This window comes from Pseudomonas fluorescens, assembly GCF_005938625.1.
GTDB lineage: Bacteria > Pseudomonadota > Gammaproteobacteria > Pseudomonadales > Pseudomonadaceae > Aquipseudomonas > Aquipseudomonas fluorescens_BD.
This window is the reverse complement of record NZ_VCNJ01000022.1, coordinates 104,168-120,715: the sequence shown is the minus strand read 5'-3', so window position 1 is coordinate 120,715 and position 16,548 is coordinate 104,168. Positions and strand designations below refer to the sequence as shown.

17 protein-coding genes and 1 other RNA gene are annotated in these 16,548 nt (G+C 59.2%); 4 read left to right on the top strand and 14 right to left on the bottom strand.

Annotated elements, in window-relative coordinates:
- Position 1: 1 nt before the first annotated feature.
- From mraY to rsmI, 9 genes are all read right to left on the bottom strand, one after another.
- Entirely contained in the window at positions 2-1,084 is a 1,083-nt protein-coding gene (mraY, locus tag FGA82_RS14460; protein ID WP_007917000.1) for a phospho-N-acetylmuramoyl-pentapeptide-transferase, read from the bottom strand.
- Positions 1,084-2,451: a UDP-N-acetylmuramoyl-tripeptide--D-alanyl-D-alanine ligase gene (locus tag FGA82_RS14455; RefSeq protein ID WP_141127578.1), complete on the bottom strand. Its 1,368-nt coding sequence runs from the start codon at positions 2,449-2,451 to the stop codon at positions 1,084-1,086. Before FGA82_RS14455 ends, mraY begins: the two co-directional genes overlap by 1 nt.
- A complete protein-coding gene (locus FGA82_RS14450; RefSeq protein ID WP_141127577.1) occupies positions 2,444-3,907 on the bottom strand; it encodes a UDP-N-acetylmuramoyl-L-alanyl-D-glutamate--2,6-diaminopimelate ligase in 1,464 nt (487 codons plus the stop codon). Before FGA82_RS14450 ends, FGA82_RS14455 begins: the two co-directional genes overlap by 8 nt.
- Complete coding sequence (locus FGA82_RS14445; RefSeq protein WP_171057288.1) at positions 3,907-5,646, bottom strand: peptidoglycan D,D-transpeptidase FtsI family protein; 1,740 nt, start codon at positions 5,644-5,646, stop codon at positions 3,907-3,909. The genes FGA82_RS14450 and FGA82_RS14445 overlap by 1 nt, the downstream gene beginning before the upstream one ends.
- Positions 5,646-5,939: a cell division protein FtsL gene (gene ftsL / locus FGA82_RS14440; protein WP_007917008.1), complete on the bottom strand. Its 294-nt coding sequence runs from the start codon at positions 5,937-5,939 to the stop codon at positions 5,646-5,648. Before ftsL ends, FGA82_RS14445 begins: the two co-directional genes overlap by 1 nt.
- The gene (gene rsmH, locus FGA82_RS14435; protein ID WP_432767148.1) at positions 5,936-6,883 is read right to left on the bottom strand and encodes a 16S rRNA (cytosine(1402)-N(4))-methyltransferase RsmH; all 948 of its coding nucleotides are present in this window, start codon (positions 6,881-6,883) and stop codon (positions 5,936-5,938) included. The genes ftsL and rsmH overlap by 4 nt, the downstream gene beginning before the upstream one ends.
- A complete protein-coding gene (gene mraZ / locus FGA82_RS14430) occupies positions 6,880-7,335 on the bottom strand; it encodes a division/cell wall cluster transcriptional repressor MraZ (protein WP_007917012.1) in 456 nt (151 codons plus the stop codon). The genes rsmH and mraZ overlap by 4 nt, the downstream gene beginning before the upstream one ends.
- Before the next feature lie 403 nt (positions 7,336-7,738).
- Positions 7,739-8,092, bottom strand: an RNA gene (rnpB, locus tag FGA82_RS14425) — RNase P RNA component class A.
- 73 nt (positions 8,093-8,165) lie between these two features.
- Positions 8,166-9,071, bottom strand: coding sequence for a 16S rRNA (cytidine(1402)-2'-O)-methyltransferase (gene rsmI, locus FGA82_RS14420; protein WP_141127575.1), 906 nt, complete (start codon positions 9,069-9,071; stop codon positions 8,166-8,168).
- Positions 9,072-9,248: 177 nt separating this feature from the next.
- Between rsmI and FGA82_RS14415 the strand changes: the two genes are divergently transcribed.
- The 4 genes from FGA82_RS14415 (at position 9,249) to FGA82_RS14400 (ending at position 12,695) form a co-directional block, all read left to right on the top strand.
- Positions 9,249-11,060, top strand: coding sequence for a penicillin-binding protein activator (locus tag FGA82_RS14415; protein WP_141127574.1), 1,812 nt, complete (start codon positions 9,249-9,251; stop codon positions 11,058-11,060).
- Positions 11,060-11,422 (top strand): YraN family protein, encoded by a 363-nt coding sequence (locus FGA82_RS14410; RefSeq protein WP_007917019.1) that lies wholly within the window; start codon positions 11,060-11,062, stop codon positions 11,420-11,422. Before FGA82_RS14415 ends, FGA82_RS14410 begins: the two co-directional genes overlap by 1 nt.
- Before the next feature lie 104 nt (positions 11,423-11,526).
- The gene (locus FGA82_RS14405; RefSeq protein ID WP_007917022.1) at positions 11,527-12,120 is read left to right on the top strand and encodes a phosphoheptose isomerase; all 594 of its coding nucleotides are present in this window, start codon (positions 11,527-11,529) and stop codon (positions 12,118-12,120) included.
- Positions 12,117-12,695, top strand: a complete 579-nt coding sequence (locus FGA82_RS14400; protein ID WP_007917023.1) for a BON domain-containing protein — start codon at positions 12,117-12,119, stop codon at positions 12,693-12,695. The genes FGA82_RS14405 and FGA82_RS14400 overlap by 4 nt, the downstream gene beginning before the upstream one ends.
- A gap of 51 nt (positions 12,696-12,746) precedes the next feature.
- On the opposite strand, the gene FGA82_RS14395 is transcribed toward FGA82_RS14400, so the two are convergent.
- The 5 genes from FGA82_RS14395 to petA all read right to left on the bottom strand — a co-directional run bounded on the left by FGA82_RS14395 (position 12,747) and on the right by petA (position 16,527).
- The gene (locus FGA82_RS14395) at positions 12,747-13,160 is read right to left on the bottom strand and encodes a ClpXP protease specificity-enhancing factor (RefSeq protein ID WP_141127573.1); all 414 of its coding nucleotides are present in this window, start codon (positions 13,158-13,160) and stop codon (positions 12,747-12,749) included.
- A 16-nt stretch (positions 13,161-13,176) separates the two neighbouring features.
- The gene (locus tag FGA82_RS14390; RefSeq protein WP_007917025.1) at positions 13,177-13,794 is read right to left on the bottom strand and encodes a glutathione S-transferase N-terminal domain-containing protein; all 618 of its coding nucleotides are present in this window, start codon (positions 13,792-13,794) and stop codon (positions 13,177-13,179) included.
- A gap of 146 nt (positions 13,795-13,940) precedes the next feature.
- A complete protein-coding gene (locus tag FGA82_RS14385; RefSeq protein WP_038361065.1) occupies positions 13,941-14,723 on the bottom strand; it encodes a cytochrome c1 in 783 nt (260 codons plus the stop codon).
- Positions 14,723-15,934, bottom strand: coding sequence for a cytochrome b (locus tag FGA82_RS14380; RefSeq protein WP_007917029.1), 1,212 nt, complete (start codon positions 15,932-15,934; stop codon positions 14,723-14,725). Before FGA82_RS14380 ends, FGA82_RS14385 begins: the two co-directional genes overlap by 1 nt.
- On the bottom strand, positions 15,934-16,527 hold the full coding sequence (petA, locus tag FGA82_RS14375) for a ubiquinol-cytochrome c reductase iron-sulfur subunit (protein ID WP_003228055.1): 594 nt from the start codon (positions 16,525-16,527) through the stop codon (positions 15,934-15,936). Before petA ends, FGA82_RS14380 begins: the two co-directional genes overlap by 1 nt.
- Between the last annotated feature and the right edge of the window lie 21 nt (positions 16,528-16,548).

Genomic DNA, 16,548 nt, shown 5'->3' with positions numbered 1-16,548 from the left:
TCTACCTCAGCTTCAGGGTGGCAAGGCCAATCAACACGAGAATCACGGTGATGATCCAGAAACGGACGATCACGCGCGGCTCGGGCCAGCCCTTGAGTTCAAAATGGTGGTGGATCGGTGCCATGCGGAACACACGGCGACCGGTCAGCTTAAAGGACGCAACCTGAATGACGACTGACAGGGTTTCCATCACGAACACGCCGCCCATGATGAACAGGACGATTTCCTGACGGACGATCACCGCGATGGTGCCCAGTGCCGCGCCGAGTGCCAGGGCACCGACGTCGCCCATGAACACTTGCGCCGGATAGGTGTTGAACCACAGGAAACCGAGACCGGCACCGATCAGCGCGCCGCAGAACACGATCAGTTCGCCCGCGCCCGGCACGTAAGGAATCAGCAGGTATTCAGCGAATTTCACGTTACCCGACAGGTAGCAGAAAATGCCGAGGCCACCACCGACCATCACGGTTGGCATGATTGCCAGGCCATCGAGGCCGTCAGTCAGGTTGACCGCGTTGCTCGAACCGACGATCACAAAGTAAGTCAGCACGATGAAGCCCAGGCCCAGCGGAATGCTGTAGTCCTTGAGCATCGGCAGGATCAGTGTGGTTTCCACTGGGGTGGACGCGGTCATATAAAGGAAGATCGCCGCGCCGAGGCCGAACACCGATTGCCAGAAATACTTCCAGCGGCTCGGCAAGCCACGGGAGTTCTTCTCGATGACTTTGCGGTAATCGTCGACCCAGCCGATGGCGCCGAACAACAGAGTCACCAACAAAACAGTCCAGACGTAGCGGTTGCTCAGGTCAGCCCAAAGCAAGGTGCTGACGCCGATCGAAGACAGAATCAGTGCGCCGCCCATGGTCGGTGTTCCCGACTTGGACAGGTGCGATTGCGGACCGTCGTTACGCACGGATTGACCGATCTGACGGTTCTGCAGGGTGCGGATCATCCACGGGCCATAGCACAGCGACAAAACCAGCGCGGTCAGTACACCGAGAATCCCGCGCAGGGTCAGGTACTGAAAGACCGCGAAGCCTTTGTAGAACTGTTGCAGATACTCCGCTAGCAGCAGCAGCATTAATGTTTCTCCAGACTGGACCCGCACAGAGCCGCAACGATGTTTTCCATCGCTGCACTGCGCGAACCCTTGATCAAAATAGTGGTGTTTGTGTCCTGCTCGGCGTCGAGGGCCTGGATCAGTTCGGCTTGCGTGCCGAAGTGATGCGCCTGTTCACCGAATGCGTTTACGGCGTGAACCATGTGTGGCCCGACTGCGTAAAGCGCGGAAACCTTGCCCCGGGCGTACTCGCCCACGTCGCGGTGCCCCTGCTCCGCCCAATCGCCCAACTCGCCGATATCTCCGAGCACCAGGACGGTGCGGCCGGAAAAGCCGGCGAGTATATCAACGGCCGCGCACATAGAGGTGGGGTTTGCGTTGTAAGTGTCATCGATCACGCGCATGCCGTTCTTCGCCAGTTGCGCGACGGTGCGACCCTTGACCGGTTGTACTGCGCCAAGCCCGGTGGCGATGCCGAACAGCGACACGCCCAAGGCGTGCGCGGCAGCGGCTGCGGCCATGGAGTTGGCGACGTTATGGGTGCCGAGCAGGTTCAGTTGAACGCGCTCGACACCTTCAGGTGTGTGCAGATTGAAGGCCGGGCAACCGCGTGCATCAGTGCTCAGATCGCTGGCGTAGAAATCCGACTGAGTGTTGCTCAAGGCGAAGGTCAGCACTTTGCGCGCGCCCGCACGGGTCTTCCAGATACCGAAGGCCTTGTCATCGAGGTTGAGCACGGCGACGCCATCAGCCGCGAGCCCGTCGATGATTTCACCCTTGGCTTCGACGATTTTCTCCGGCCCGCCAAACTCACCGACGTGAGCCGTGCCGGCGTTATTCAGGATCGCCACATGCGGCTTGGTCAGGCCGACGGTATAAGCGATTTCCCCCAGACGCGAGGCGCCCAGTTCGATCACCGCCGAAGTGTGTTCCGGGGCCAGTTCGAGCAGGGTCAGTGGTGCGCCGAGGTCGTTGTTCAGATTGCCACGGGTCGCCAATACCGGACCGCGCGTGCGCAGGATGCTCGCAAGCATTTCCTTGACCGTGGTCTTGCCGCTGGAACCGGTAATCGCGGCGACTGGCTGAGTGAACGCGGCACGGTTCAAGGCACCCAACTGACCAAGGGCCTGACGGGTGTCTTTGACCAGCAGTTGCGGCAGCGTGCTGTCGGCGACTTCGCGCTCGACCAGCGCGGCAACGGCGCCTTTGCCAGCGACATCATTCAGATAGTCATGACCATCGAAACGCGGACCGGTCAGGGCAATAAACAGTTGGCCGGGCTGAATCGCGCGACTGTCGATGCTGACGCCGTCGAAACTGGCATCGGCAGCAATCAAACGTGCATCGAGCGCGTTGCTCAGCTCGCTGAGTTTCAGAGCCTTAAGCATGGGCCACCTCCCAAGCGGTCAGGGCGTGATCGGCCTCGACCAGATCAGAGAAGGCATGGCGTTCGCCGTTGATTTCCTGATAGTCCTCGTGACCTTTACCGGCCAGTACGACCACGTCATCGGCGGACGCGCCGGCAATCAGTTGCGCAATCGCCTGGCCACGGCCAGCGACAAAGGTGACTTTATCCACAGCCGTGAAACCGGCGCGGATGTCATCGAAAATCACTGCTGGATCTTCGGTACGCGGGTTGTCGTCGGTGACCAGTACCTGATCGGCCAGACGCTCGACCACTTCGGCCATCAACGGACGCTTGCCGCGATCACGGTCACCGCCGCAGCCGAACAGGCACAGCAGTTGACCTTTGACGTGCGGGCGCAATGCGCTCAGAACTTTTTCCAGCGCGTCCGGGGTGTGGGCGTAATCGACCACCACCAACGGCTGCGTGCCGCCACCGAGACGCTGCATGCGCCCGGCCGGGCCTTCGAGTTTCGGCAACACTTTGAGAATTTCGTCGAGCGCGTAATCCAGACCGAGCAAGGCGCCGACCGCCGCCAGAACGTTGCTCAGGTTGAAACGGCCGAGCAGCGTGCTGCGCAGATGATGTTCGCCCTGCGGCGTGACCAATGTGGCGCGCACACCGTGGTCGTCAAACTGCGCTTCGCGGCAGAACAGGTACGCGCTGCTGTCGAGCAGGCTGTAGGTGATCAGCCGCGACTCACGTTTTTCAGCGGCCAGTTGCCGGCCGAAATCGTCGTCGAGGTTGACCACGCGGCACTTCAGATCATTCCAGGCGAACAGCTTGGCCTTGGCCTCTGCGTACGCCTCCATGCTGCCGTGATAATCCAGATGATCGCGGGACAGGTTGGTCATCACCGCGACATCGAACGCCAGCGCCGTCACGCGGCCCTGATCCAGACCGTGGGACGAGACTTCCATGGCCACGGCTTTGGCCCCGGCCTTTTTCAGGTCGCCCAACGTCGCTTGCACGGCGATCGGGTTTGGCGTGGTGTGCAGACCGCTTTGCAGTGCGCCATAGAAGCCGGAACCCAAGGTGCCGACGATGCCGCAATGCTGGCCGAGCAGATCCAGTGCCTGCGCGACCAACTGGGTCACGCTGGTCTTGCCGTTGGTGCCGGTCACGCCAATCAGATTCAGGTGATGGCTTGGCTCACCGTAAAAACGCCCGGCGATGTCCGACAGCTGTGCTGCCAGGCCTTTGACCGGAATCAGCGGCACGTCAGTGATCGGCAGCACGGTGGCACCTTCCACTTCATAAGCTACAGCCGCCGCACCACGCTGCAATGCGTCGGCAATGTGCGCACGGCCATCGAATTTTCCGCCAGGCACGGCGAGGAACAGATCGCCCGCGCGTACGTTGCGGCTGTCCAGCGCCAGTTCACGGATCAACAGATCGTGGCCGGCGTGGGGGAATATCTTGTTCAGACTTAATGACATCAGCCGCGCCCTCCATTGGCTTTCAGCGGAACGACCGGGGTGGCGTTGGCTTGCTGCGTCGCCGGCAGGTTGTCCGGCGTAACGTTCATCAGGCGCAGGGTGCCGGACATCACACGGCTGAACACCGGCGCGGAAACCAGACCACCGAAGTAACCGGCCTTGGACGGCTCATCGATCACCACAACAATCGCGTAACGCGGGTCGCTCATCGGGCCGAAACCGGCGAACAGCGAGCGATAAGAGTTTTCCGCGTAGCCCTTGGTACCCACCGAAGTCTTGCGCGCGGTACCCGACTTGCCAGCCACGTGATACGCCGGCACCTGCGCACGGAACACGCCACGCGGCGCCTCGATCACCTGAGTGAGCATGCCTTGCATGGTTTTCGCGACCGCTTCCGGCAGCACTTGCGTGGTCTGCGGCGGTTTGTCGGTTTTGATCAGGGTCAGCGGCGCGAGACGACCGTTGTTGGCCAACGCCGAGAACGCATGAACTAACTGGATCGCGGTCACGGAAATACCGTAACCGTAGGACAGCGTTGCGGTTTCAGCCTTGCGCCATTCGCGGTAGTTCGGCAGGTTGCCGACACGTTCGCCCGGGAAGCCGAGGCCGGTGTCCTGGCCGAGGCCGACTTTTTGCGCGAGACGGAAAATCGTTTCGCCGCCGATATCGAACGCGACCTTGCTCATGCCGACGTTACTGGAATTGATCAGGATGCCGGTCAGGTCGAGCACCGGACCTTCAGTCTTGGAAACGTCCTTGATCGTGTACTTGCCGATCTGCAGGGAGCCCGGATACACCTCGACGGTGTCGCTCGGTTTCCAGCGGCCGGTTTCGATCGCGGCGCTCATCGAGATGGCTTTCATGGTCGAACCGGGTTCGAATACGTCGATCATCGCGCGGTTACGCATCATTGCCGGTTGCAGGTTGCGACGGTTGTTCGGGTTGTAGGTCGGCTGGTTGACCATGGCCAGAATCTCGCCGGTCTTGACGTCCATGATCACCAGACTGCCGGCCTTGGCGCCGTTCTCGATGATCGCGTTACGCAGCTCGCGGTTGGCCAGATATTGCAGACGCAGGTCAATGGACAACGCCAAGGGCTTGCCGGCCTTGGCGTTTTTGGTGACCTGGACATCCTTGATCAGCCGTCCGCGCCGATCCTTGATGACCTGTCGTTTGCCCGGCACCCCGGCGAGCCATTCGTCATAAGCCAGTTCGACACCTTCACGACCGTGGTCATCGATGTCGGTAAACCCGACCATGTGCGCAGTGACTTCACCGGCCGGGTAGAACCGGCGGAATTCTTCGATGCCGTAGACGCCCGGCACTTTCAGGTCGAGCACCGACTGGCCCTGCTCAGGGGTCAACCCGCGCACCAGGTAAATGAATTCTTTGTTGGCCTGGGCTTCGAGGCGTTCGGTCAGGGCTTTCGGGTCCTGGCCCAGCGCGGCGGCGAGTGCCGGCCACTTCTCTTTCGCCGTTTGCATTTCCTTGGCGTTAGCCCACAGCGTGGTCACCGGGGTACTCACGGCCAAAGGCTCGCCGTTACGGTCGGTGATCAGACCACGGTGAGCCGGAATCGGAATGTGACGCAGACTACGTGCGTCGCCCTGACCTTTGAGGAAGTCACGGTCGACCACTTGCAGGTCGATGATGCGCCAGCAGATCGCCGCAACCATCACGCCGAGCAGCGCCACCATCAGGCGGAAGCGCCATGGGAACAGTGCGCCTTCGAGTTTCATCATGGCGCCACCATCTTCACGTCAGCCGCGCCGGGGATGTGCATTTTCAGTTGTTCGGTGGCCAGCACTTCGATCCGGCTGTGCGCGGTCCAGGTGCTTTGCTCAAGAATCAAACGCCCCCACTCGGCCTGCGCCTTGTCGCGCACGCTGAGTTCGTTGTAAAGGGTGTTGAGCAACTGCCGGTTCCAGTGCGCGCTGTACGACACGGCGATGGCCGACACGAGCACGCCGATAAATAGCAGCAGCATCAGAAAGCTGCCGCCGGGCAGTGGCTTGGCGAAAAGCTTGCTCACCGCAACTTCTCCGCGACGCGCATGACGGCGCTACGGGAACGTGGGTTGGCTTTGAGTTCGGCGTCGGAGGCCGTCTGCGCTTTGCCATGGACTTTGATTTTCGGTTCGAACGCGACGTGGCGAACCGGCAGGTTGCGCGGCAGGTTGTCGGCTTCACCTTTCACCAGCTTGCGCATGAACAGTTTGACGATGCGGTCTTCCAGCGAGTGGAAGCTGATCACCACCAGACGGCCGCCAATTTCCAGAGCGTCCAGCGCGGCTTCGAGACCGGCTTCCAGATCGCCCAGTTCGTTGTTGACGTGAATACGCAAACCCTGGAACGCACGGGTGGCCGGGTTCTTGCCCTTTTCCCATGCCGGGTTGGCGACTTTCAACACTTCGGCCAGATCGGCAGTGCGCTCGAACGGCTTGATATCGCGACGCTCGGCCACGGCGCGGGCCATGCGACCGGAGAAACGCTCTTCACCGTATTCCTTGAACACCCGGGCGATTTCCTCAGCCGGCGCGGTGTTGACGAATTCGGCAGCGCTGATGCCACGGGACGGATCCATGCGCATGTCGAGCGGGCCGTCGTTGAGGAAGCTGAAGCCGCGTTCAGCGTCGTCGAGCTGCGGCGAAGACACGCCGAGGTCGAGCAGAATACCGCTGACCTTGCCGCTCAAGCATTGCTCGGCAACCACCGAACCGAGCTCGGCAAAGCTGCGCTGCACAACGACAAAGCGGCCGTCTTCGGCCGCTAGCGTTTGCCCGGTGGCAATCGCTTGTGGATCTTTGTCGAATCCGATGAGCCGACCGTCCGTGCCGAGCTGGCTGAGGATCAGCCGGCTATGGCCACCGCGCCCGAACGTTCCGTCCAGATAGCAGCCATCAGGACGTACGGCGAGAGCCTCGACGGCTTCGTCAAGCAGTACGGTGATGTGGTTAAAGCCGCTATCAATAGTCACAGGATCAAATCACGCAGTTCATCAGGCATCGCGCCCGGTTGTTGAATAGCAGCAAGGTCAGCGGCAGATACCGCGTTCCATGCATCCTCGTCCCACAATTGGAACTTGTTCAGTTGGCCTACCAGCATCGCGCGCTTATCGAGCTTGGCGTATTCGCGCAGACGCGGTGGAACCAGAAAACGACCACTGCCATCGAGTTCGAGGTCGACGGCATTACCAATCAGCAAACGTTGCAGGCGACGGTTCTCTTCGCGAAGCGAAGGAAGCGCACGCAACTTGGTTTCAATAATTTCCCACTCGTCGAGCGGATAGACACACAGGCACGGATCAACGGCATCAATGGTCACGATCAATTGGCCGGAACTGCGCGAATCGAGCTCGTCACGGTACCGGCTCGGCATAGCGAGACGGCCCTTTGCGTCGAGACTGATAGCGTTAGCTCCGCGAAACACGTCTGCGTTTCTCCAATTTTTATCGTTTTGAGCTCAAAAAACCCACTTCATGCCACTTTCCGCCACTTGCGCACACTATAGGAATGCGCCCACCACACCGTCAAGGCGCGGATTAAAGGAAAACCCTTACAGAACGGAGATTTAGGAGCATAAAAGGAGGAGTAACGACAATCTGACGGAGACTTTCGACCCATAACTTGATGCAGCACTGATAGCTGCGCTCGAAAGTTAAAGTAATTTGTTAAGAGTAAGATTTTTTCGGTATTACAAAAGCGCTTCTGCTGTTGATTGAAGCAAGGTGGGAAATGGCTATTACTGGCATTTGCCGCTGCCGAACTTTCAGAGCAGGCCTGCTGATATTACACAGCCCTGTTGCCAATGATTCAAGCAGGGAAAGAAAAAGGTGGAGAGTCGATCTGTAAGCCGGGTTCTGTCTTGAACAGTCATTCGTCTACGATGGCCATCACTGGACATCTTTAGCAACCTACCCGGTCCCAGCGCGGGCCACGCCTTGGGACCCTATTTGGTCTTGCTCCAAGTGGGGTTTACCTAGCCACGAACTGTTGCCAGACGTGCGGTGCGCTCTTACCGCACCTTTTCACCCTTACCGGCGCCGAAGCGCTTAGGCGGTTATTTTCTGTGGCACTTTCCGTAGGCTCACGCCTCCCAGGCATTACCTGGCACTTCGCCCTATGGAGCCCGGACTTTCCTCCCCCCCCTAATTTTCATAGAGGGCAGCGACTGTCCGATCGACTCTCCGCCGCGAAGGTTAACGGCAGAGCGCCTGAAGAACAAGCGCTAAAAGCCTCAAGACCGCTATAGGCGACGGCTTACACGCCTTTCTGTTTCTCCAGCGCAACCTGATACAACACGTTTTTGCGTTCGCCAGTGATCTGTGCGGCTAACGCGGCGGCGCGCTTGAGCGGCATTTCTTCGAGCAGCAGATCGAGGATGCGCATCGCCTCGCTGCTGACTGCATCTTCTGACTCCGGCGCAGTCCATCCGGCTACCAGCACCACGCATTCGCCACGCTGCTGATTGCTGTCCGACTCGACGAACGCGCGCAGCTCGGCCAATGGTAGTCCCTTGAGCGTTTCAAAGGTTTTGGTGATTTCACGGGCGAGCAATGCATGACGCTCACCGCCGAACACTTCTTCCATATCCTGCAGGCATTCAAGAATGCGGTGCGGTGCTTCATAGAAGATCAGGGTGCGCGGCTCTTCTTTAACCGCTTCCAGTCGCGCCTTGCGTCCGACCGATTTGGCCGGCAGAAAACCTTCGAAGATGAATCGGTCAGACGGCAGACCGGCCGCCGACAGCGCGGCGATAAGGGCACAAGCGCCTGGCACCGGCACCACATTGATTCCGGCCGCACGGGCCTGACGGACCAGGTGATAACCCGGATCGGAAATCAGCGGCGTACCGGCATCGGAAATCAGCGCCACGTTGTCACCGGCCAGCAAGCGGGTAATAAAGCGGCTACCTTCATCTCGTTCATTGTGTTCGTGACACGCGGCCAACGGCGTGCCGATCCCGAAGTGCTGCATCAGGCGCGCCGAGTGGCGGGTGTCTTCGGCAGCAATCAACGCCACTTCACGAAGAATCTTCAGGGCCCGGGCGCTGATGTCGTCCAGGTTGCCGATGGGCGTCGCCACCACATAAAGCGAGCCAGCAGCGGAATTCAGGGAACCTGGAGCAGTCAAAGCGCACACCTCGTGATCGGTAAAAGCGGCCATTGTAGCGCGTCACGAGGCTTGCGATGCGCTCAAGCCGAACCCGGTTTTGCACGCAGTTGTGCGCCGCCGCAACATTTACTCCAGCTAAATTGTCCGATTCACGCCAGTAACATCGCGCCCCGGCCAGTGCTTGGGTACAATTCGACGCTAATTTGATCGAGTATCAGGAACACTTACATGATCGCTTGCCTGCGGCTGTTCACTGCCCTCTGCCTCGCTGCCTTGTTGGCGGCGTGCGCCAGCTCCCCTTCCTCCAGCCTCGGCGAACTTCCACGGACTCCGGATGCCAGCATCGAGCAACTGCTCGAACAGGCTACCCAGGCGAAAACCCCGGAAAAAGCCGCCCTGTTGCGCCTGAGCGCTGCGGACCTGGCTTATCGTCAAGGTAACGCCGGTCAGTCCGCGCAAATCCTGCAGCAAGTGCCGATGGAGCAACTGAAGCCCGGCCAGCAGATTTTTGCCAGCACGCTAAATGCCGAACTGGCCATGACCCGCAATCAGCCGAAAGCCGCGCTGACTGCCCTGAGCCATCCAAGCCTGCAACATTTGGGCGAGATGCCTGAAGAGCAGCAAGTGCGCACCGGCACCGTGCATGCCCGCGCCCTCGAAGCAGATGGCCAGACTTTGGCTGCCGCCCGCGAGCGTGTGTTTATCGCGCCGATGCTGCAAGGCGAAGCCGCGAGCAAGAACCACGAAGCGATCTGGACCCTGATTGGCTCGCTGCCAACTGATCAACTGCAACCCAACACCACCGACGACCTCGGCGGCTGGATGGGCCTGGCCATGGCAGTGAAATCTGCCGGCACTCTGGAACAGCAACAAGCCGCTATCGACACCTGGCGCGCGCAGAATCCAAAGCACCCGGCCGCAATCAACCTGCCGCTGCCGCTGACCAAACTCAAGGAACTGGCAAGCCAGCCACTGAGCAAAATCGCCCTGCTGCTACCACAGGACGGCCCGCTGGCCGCTGTCGGCAAGGCACTGCGTGAAGGCTTCATGGCTGCGCACTATCAGGCTCAACAGGCCGGACAAAAACCGCCAGCGATCGAGTTCTACGACAGCTCCAAGCTGACGTCGATGGACGAGTTCTACCGCAAGGCTCAGGCTGACGGCGTGCAACTGGTCGTTGGCCCACTGGAAAAACCACTGGTCAAACAGCTGAGCACTCGCCCGCAACTGCCGATCACCACCCTCGCGCTGAACTACAGCGAAGGTGATCAAGGCCCGGCACAATTGTTCCAGTTTGGTCTGGCCGCTGAAGACGAAGCCCGTGAAGTCTCGCGCCGCGCCCGTGCCGATGGCCTGCACCGCGCCGCGATCATGGTGCCGAAAGGCGAATGGGGCGACCGCGTACTGCGCGCTTTCAGCCAGGACTGGCAGGCCAACGGTGGCAGCATCGTCGCCACTGAACGCGTTGATCAGCCGGTGCAACTGGCTCAGCAGATCGCTGACATGTTCCAGTTGCGTCAGAGCGAAGCCCGCGCCAAGAGCCTGCAGAATGCCGCTGGCACCAACGTCGCCGCACAGCCTTCGCGTCGTCAGGACATCGAGTTCATCTTCCTTGCCGCGACGCCGCAACAGGCGCAACAGATCAAGCCGACCCTGAACTTCCAGTACGCCGGTGACGTTCCGGTTTACGCGACCTCGCACGTTTACAGCGCCAGTGGCGACGTCAACCAGTACAACGACATGAACGGCATTCGCTTCTGCGAAACCCCATGGCTGCTCGACTCCAGCGACCCACTGCGTCAGCAAGTGGTTGCGCAGTGGCCACAAGCCGCCGGCAGCCTCGGCCGCCTGTACGCAATGGGTGTCGATGCCTATCGCCTGGCGCCGCGCCTGGGTCAACTCAAAGCCTTGCCGGACAGCCGCATCGATGGTGAGTCGGGCAGCCTCGGCATGACCCAGACCCAACGCGTGGTGCGTCAATTGCCTTGGGCGCAGTTTGTCAGCGGTCAGGTTCAACGCCTGCCGGACACCCCGCGCTGATGCCTGACAGGTCACGCTCGCAAAGCGGCAAGGATGCCGAGCGCCAGGCGCTCGAGCATCTGCAACAACACGGTCTGCGCCTGTTGGCGCAGAACTGGTTATGCAAACGCGGTGAGCTTGATCTGGTCATGCTTGATGGCGATACAGTAGTATTCGTTGAAGTTCGTTACAGAAAAAACACTCAATGGGGTGGCGCGCTCGCTAGCATCGATGGGCGCAAGCAGCAGAAACTGATTTTCGCTGCGCAGTATTTTCTTCAGCGCGAGTCGCGTTGGGCCAATTCCCCCTGCCGCTTCGACGTGGTGGCCATCGACAGCCATCCGGATCAGCTGAACTGGTTGCAGAATGCTTTCGACAGTTGATCGTCGGCGTTGCGACCCGGACAATCCCACCGACAAATTTTGCTCTTTGCTTTGCGGGCTGCACATTCATGTGCCGGACAGCCGCGCTACTTAAGGTCACACAGATGGACATGCAATCCCGAATTCGCCAGCTTTTCCAGGCCAGTATCGACACCAAGCAACAGGCGATGGACGTACTTGCACCGCACATCGAGCAAGCCAGCCAGATCATGGTCAACGCCCTGCTCAACGAGGGCAAAATGCTTTCGTGCGGCAATGGCGGCTCGGCCGGCGATGCCCAGCACTTCTCTTCCGAGTTGCTCAACCGCTTCGAGCGCGAGCGTCCGAGCCTGCCGGCTATCGCCCTGACCACCGATACCTCGACGATCACCTCGATCGCCAACGACTACAGCTACAACGAAGTGTTCTCCAAACAGATCCGTGCGCTCGGCCAGCCAGGCGATGTCTTGCTGGCGATTTCGACCAGCGGCAACTCGGCGAACATTATTCAAGCGATCCAGGCCGCACATGATCGCGAAATGATTGTCGTAGCTATGACCGGACGCGATGGTGGCGGCATGGCGTCGCTGCTGTTGCCCGAGGACGTCGAGATTCGCGTACCGGCCAATGTCACTGCACGTATTCAAGAAGTCCACTTGCTGGCGATCCATTGCCTTTGCGATCTGATCGACAGCCAACTGTTCGGGAGTGAAGAATGACCCCTAATCGCCTTGGCCTTCTGGCCTTGACCCTGTGCCTCGGCATCAGTGGTTGCACCTCGGTGGTAAACGCCAGCCGTGAAGCACCGATCGACGACGACCGTGGCACGCGCACCTTCGGCAGCAAGATCGACGACTCGTTGATCGAAACCAAAGTCGGTGTGAACGTGGCCAAGGCCGACCCGGCCCTGGACAACGATTCGCATATCGTCGTGACCAGTTTCAACGGTGTCGTACTGCTGGCCGGCCAGACACCTCGCGCAGATCTGAAAGCCAAAGCTGAACAGGCAGCAGCGGCGGTCCAACGGGTAAAAACCGTTCATAACGAACTGCAAGTCATACCGCCGTCCGGTTTCCTGGCGCGCCAGAACGACACCTGGCTGACCTCCAAGATCAAGACCCAGATGCTCACCGACGCCAGCATCCCAGGCTCGCGCATCAAGGTTGTGACCGAAAACGGTATCGTCTACCTGCTGGGCCTGCTGACCAAACAGGAAGCCACTCAGGCGACCAATCTGGTTCAGGGTGTTTCCGGCGTGCAGAAAATCGTCAAGCTGTTTGAATACATCGATTGATAGCTGAAACGCGCACACAAAAAAGGCGATCCATCCGGATCGCCTTTTTTATTACTTCACCACTTTCAAACTAGGCCGACCGCTAGGGCGCGGAGGCTCGCTGTCCGGTGGCGGCAAGTCGTCATCGGACTCGATCTCTTCTTCCTCATCCATCGGCGACTCGAGATCGAACACCATGCCCTGACCGTTCTCCCGGGCGTAGATACCCAGAATCGCGCTGATCGGCACGTACAAGCTGTGCGGGACACCACCGAAGCGACCCTCAAAGGTCACCACGTCGTTGTCCATGTGCAGATGGCGCACGGCGCTCGGCGAGATGTTCAGGACAATCTGCCCGTCACTGGCGAAGCCCTGCGGCACTTGCACCGCCGGGTATTCGGAATTGACCAGCATGTGCGGGGTGCAATCGTTATCAACAATCCACTCGTAGAGCGCGCGGACCAGATAAGGTCGACTGGAGTTCATAGCGGCTCCTTAAGCCTTAGCGCATATCGCGTTCGACACCAGACAGACTCGCCTGGAAAGCCTCACGCGCAAACGAGCGCTCCATATAATCAAGCAGCGGCTTGGCTGGCCGCGGCAGTTCAATACCCAGAATCGGCAAACGCCAGAGTATTGGCAATAGGCAGCAATCCACCAGACTTTGTTCCTCACTGAGGAAAAACGGCTTGTCGGCAAACAGCGGCGACACGCCCGTCAGGCTTTCACGCAATTCCTTGCGCGCCACGACACGCGCGGCCTCCTTGGACTTGGGATCCAGAATCAGATCCACCAGACCACACCAGTCGCGCTGAATACGATGAATCAGCAGACGGCTGTTGGCACGCGCCACCGGGTAAACCGGCATCAACGGCGGGTGCGGGTAACGCTCATCCAGATATTCCATCACCACGGTCGACTCCCACAACGCCAGGTCACGATCGACCAGCGTAGGGAGACTGCCGTAAGGGTTCACCTCAATCAGTTTAGGCGGCTGGCGACCAGCTTCCACATAAATGATCTCGGCGCTGACACCCTTCTCTGCAAGCACAATGCGCACTCGGTGGGAATAGTGGTCGGCGGGGTCGGAGTAACAGGCCAACCGATTGGTCACGCCCATGGCGATCCTCCTCGCTTGTTGAAATTATCGGAACCGGAAAAACGCGCGCGCCCAGAGGGCGCCTCCCGCAACTTCCGGATGACCGGACGTTGCGTTAACGGAGGCGCCCTTGGGCGCGCGCGATTAACAGCAATGCTTGAAGCGTATCAGTGCACGTCTTTCCAGTATTCACGCTTGAGCAGGTAGGCGAACACAAAGAAGAACGCCAGGTACAGCAAGACATAAGTACCGATGCGCTGATGTTGCAGCTTAACCGGGTTAGCCGAGTAAGCCAGGAAGGTTACCAGATTCTTGACCTTCTCATCGAACTGCTCTTCGTTCAGAGCACCGGATTTCGGCACGATGGTCAGTTGATCGCACGCTTCATGGGTCAGAGGCGTACCGGTCAGCGGATCATATTGCTTCTTGCCGTCTTCGACGATCTGCACCTGCTTGCAACCCACCACCTGACGACCTTGCAGGCCGACCAGCACGTTAGGCATGCCGACGTTCGGGAAGACTTTGTTATTCACACCCCATGGGCGTGCCGGATCTTCGTAGAACGACTTCAGGTAACCGTAGAGCCAGTCGGTGCCGCGCACGCGAGCGACCAGGGTCAGATCCGGCGGCGCTGCGCCGAACCAGGTCTTGGCATCAGCCGGTTGCATACCGATGTTCATGTGATCGCCGATCTTGGCCCCCGTGAACACCAGCTTCTCCAGCATCAATTCGTGCGGCACACCGAGGTCATCGGCGACGCGCTCATAACGCTGGAACTTGGCACTGTGGCAGCCCATGCAATAGTTGGCGAAGGTGCGCGCACCGTCCTGCAGGGCAGCTTTATCGGAGACATCGATGTCGACTTTTTCCAGCTCCGGACCACCGTGTTCAGCGGCGAAAGACAGCACAGGCAACGCAGCAAAAATCAGAGCAAAAAATAACTTTTTCATCAGCCAGTCACCCTTTCCGGAACCGGTTTGGTCTTCTCGAGCCTGGTGTAGAACGGCATCAGAATGAAGTAGGCGAAGTACAGGAAGGTGCAGACCTGCGACAGCAAGGTTCGCTCCGGCGTCGGCGCAAGCACACCAAGAATGCCGAGAATCACGAACGAAATGCAGAACACCAGCAGCCAGATTTTGCTCATCCAGCCTTTATAGCGCATCGATTTGACCGGGCTTCGATCCAGCCACGGCAGCACGAACAGCACCGCAATCGCCGCGCCCATGGCAATCACACCCATGAGTTTGTCGGGGATCGCCCGCAGGATTGCGTAGAACGGCGTGAAGTACCAAACCGGAGCGATATGCTCGGGTGTCTTGAACGGGTTGGCTTGCTCGAAGTTTGGTTTTTCGAGGAAGTAGCCACCCATTTCCGGGAAGAAGAACACAATGAAGCAGAAGATAAACAGGAATACCACGACACCGACAATGTCTTTCACGGTGTAGTACGGGTGGAAGGCAATGCCGTCCAGCGGGATGCCGTTTTCGTCTTTGTGCTTCTTGATGTCGACGCCGTCAGGGTTGTTCGAACCCACTTCATGCAGCGCCAGAATGTGCAGCACCACCAAGCCGAGAATCACGATTGGCAACGCGACAACGTGCAAGGCGAAGAAGCGGTTCAGGGTGATCCCGGAGATCAGGTAGTCACCACGAATCCACTGAGTCAGGTCGTTGCCGATGACGGGTATCGCACCGAACAACGAGATGATCACCTGGGCGCCCCAGTAAGACATCTGACCCCATGGCAGAAGGTAACCCATGAACGCTTCAGCCATCAGCGCCAGGTAGATCAGCATGCCGAACACCCAGACCAGCTCACGCGGTTTCTGATACGAACCGTAGAGCAGGCCACGGAACATGTGCAAATAGACCACGATGAAGAACGCCGAAGCGCCGGTCGAGTGCAGCAGACGCAGGATCGAGCCGTACTCGACGTCCCGCATGATGTATTCGACGGAAGCGAAGGCTTCTTCTGCCGACGGCGTGTAGCTCATCGTCAGCCAGACACCGGTGACGATCTGATTCACCAGCACCAGCAGCGCCAGAGAGCCGAAGAAATAGAAGAAGTTGAAGTTTTTTGGAGCGTAATACTTGCTGAGATGGTCTTCCCACATTTTGGTCGCAGGAAAGCGCGCATCAACCCAATCCATGAACTTGCTCATCACGCTTTCTCCGTATCGACGCCAATGACAATCAGGTCATCGGTCTCATAGGAATGCGGGGGAACTGGCAGGTTCAAAGGCGCGGGTTGCGACTTGTAGACGCGGCCAGCCAGATCGTAGTGGGAACCGTGGCAAGGGCAGAAATAGCCACCGACCCAGTCTTTGCCCAGATCCGCAGGTGCCACTTCGGGACGGAAGGTTGGTGAGCAACCCAAGTGTGTGCAAATTCCGATCAGCAGCAGAATTTCCGGCTTGATCGAGCGCACTTCAGGATCGACATAGGTGGGTTGCGTGGAGTTTTTGGAGGTTGGATCGGAGAGCTGGCCCTCGATCTTCTTGAGATTCCCCAGGATTTCCGCAGTACGGCGGACAATGAACACCGGCTGGCCGCGCCACTCAGCAATCATCTGCTGTCCTGGCTCGATTTTGCTGACATTCACTTTCACCGGTGCACCAGCGGCTTTCGCCTTGGCACTGGGAAACCATGACCCCACGAACGGGACCGCAGCCCCCACCGCTCCTGCAGCACCCACCACGGATGTGGCTGCTACCAAGAAGCGACGCCGGCCTGCATTCACGCCGTCATTGCTCATTCAGTCCTCTCCCATCAGCTT